This window comes from Symbiopectobacterium sp. (assembly GCF_051710365.1).
In the GTDB taxonomy this organism is placed as follows: Bacteria; Pseudomonadota; Gammaproteobacteria; order Enterobacterales; family Enterobacteriaceae; genus Symbiopectobacterium.
This window is the reverse complement of record NZ_JBPETA010000333.1, coordinates 1-1,823: the sequence shown is the minus strand read 5'-3', so window position 1 is coordinate 1,823 and position 1,823 is coordinate 1. Positions and strand designations below refer to the sequence as shown.

The following is a 1,823-nucleotide window of genomic DNA, read 5'->3' as shown; positions in this document are numbered from 1 at the left end:
TTCAGTATTGGTGACAGACCACCACAAGTATCCAACCTCAATTCTATTCACAAGACCATCGTTGATGTTCTCGGCGAGCGATACCGTCGAATTTATTCTTAAAGTAGGTGCGGAATGACGGATCCACTATCTCAAAAATAGGACTAATGAAAATAATCATCCTATCTCAATGATAAAATTGACAAATTTTTACAACTCTCGCATAACTATCATATCAAATTTAGGGAATTATCCTATTAAAAAATATAATGTATCGAAAATACAGCGTGTTACGCTATTGAATTAATAGGTGTTGGTGAAATTACTATAATTGATTGAAATATAATTATTAATTAATTTTATTTATTTAAGTGATAACGGGGGCGTTGATAAAGATGAAAATATTTTATTTATTATGCCGTTAGAGGATGCGACACCGTTATTATGAATTGTCTCTGTAAACTAAATGGGCTACCTGTTGAGGAAAAATAAATAACGGGGGAGTAATCCCTTCAGCAGATAATTGCAGCGACGTACCGATGTGATACCTCGCTGCGGTGAGAGTATCGGTTGGGTTACTTGCCTGCGGCGATACGATCGCGAATGTGTTGTGCGCGTTCTTCGGCGGCAGGGTGTGAATCAAACATGCTGCTTTGTCGGCCCGCATCCAGTTTGGCCAATTTTTCAAAGCTGCTGGCTAACCCTTGTTGGTCGATGCCGCGCCGTTTTAACAAGTCGAAAGAGTAGTCGTCAGCCTGACGCTCTTGCGTTTGAGAAAACTGGGCATTAACCAATTGTTCTCCCATATCAGCCAACTGGGATTGCGATAACGAGGTCGCTACGCTGCCTGCCGAGGCGACGGCAGTGCGGGCCGCGCTGGTGGCATAGGCCACCTGCATCGCTTTACGGCTGTGGCCCAAGGCCACATGCCCCATTTCATGCCCAAGCACGCCTTCGACTTCATTGTCCGTCATGATATCCATTAGCCCGCTGTAGACGCGAATGCAGCCATTGGCCATTGCCCAGGCGTTCACGTCTTTAGTCAGGTACACCTTAGTTGGCGGGAGTGCCATTGATATCGTGCCCAAGGGCATCAGCGATGTTGTTCAGTCGTTTCGTATAGCTGCTGTCGGCAGGAGCGATGTTGGCCTCTTTATCCATTTGTGCACAAGACTGTTCGCTGAGCGTTTTGACTTGCGCGTCACTCAGTGTTGCTGCCTGAAAAGCCTGCACTCCAGATTGCATCAGGGTATTGTTATCCAGGTTTTGGCAGCCGCTCAGCAGGCTGGTGATAGTCAGAGCTAACAGCGGTGTTCTGATCCTCATACTTTTATTTTCCTCACTGGTTTTCAGACAAATTCAGGTTCTGCTTACGAAAAGGCAGATAAAGATGTTCTTTTTTATCGACCACTATTATGAAACTCGGTTTCAAAATAGAGGAAAGCGAATGGTCTTAATATCGGAAAACGGCGAATTCACTCGCACTTTCAGTAGGCTTTGTTGCATGTATGATAGTTAAAATCCTGTTTGGCGCAAAATAGCCATGAAATCCTCTTATTTCGCCAATGGTTCCATGTGCAATCGCCCGCATTTTCATGTACATTTATAGCCATCTCTCTTTGGTCTTCCTGGATAACGTATTGATTATTAAACGTATGTTTGGCAAGACATCTGTTCAATCCGATCTGGAGTAAAGCATGTCCTCTCGTAAAGAACTTGCCAACGCCATCCGCGCACTCAGCATGGATGGCGTGCAAAAAGCCAAATCCGGTCACCCGGGCGCACCCATGGGTATGGCAGATATCGCCGAAGTCCTGTGGCACGATTACCTTAATCACAACCCG

1 protein-coding gene and 1 pseudogene are annotated in these 1,823 nt (G+C 45.2%); one reads left to right on the top strand and one right to left on the bottom strand.

The window, feature by feature from the left end:
• Nucleotides 1-554: 554 nt before the first annotated feature.
• A pseudogene (locus ACTBDZ_RS17495) lies at nucleotides 555-1,305 on the bottom strand (M48 family metallopeptidase).
• A 371-nt stretch (nucleotides 1,306-1,676) separates the two neighbouring features.
• Here ACTBDZ_RS17495 and ACTBDZ_RS17490 point away from each other — a divergent pair.
• The coding region (locus ACTBDZ_RS17490; RefSeq protein WP_438816233.1) for a hypothetical protein at nucleotides 1,677-1,823 on the top strand (147 nt) is incomplete at its 3' end.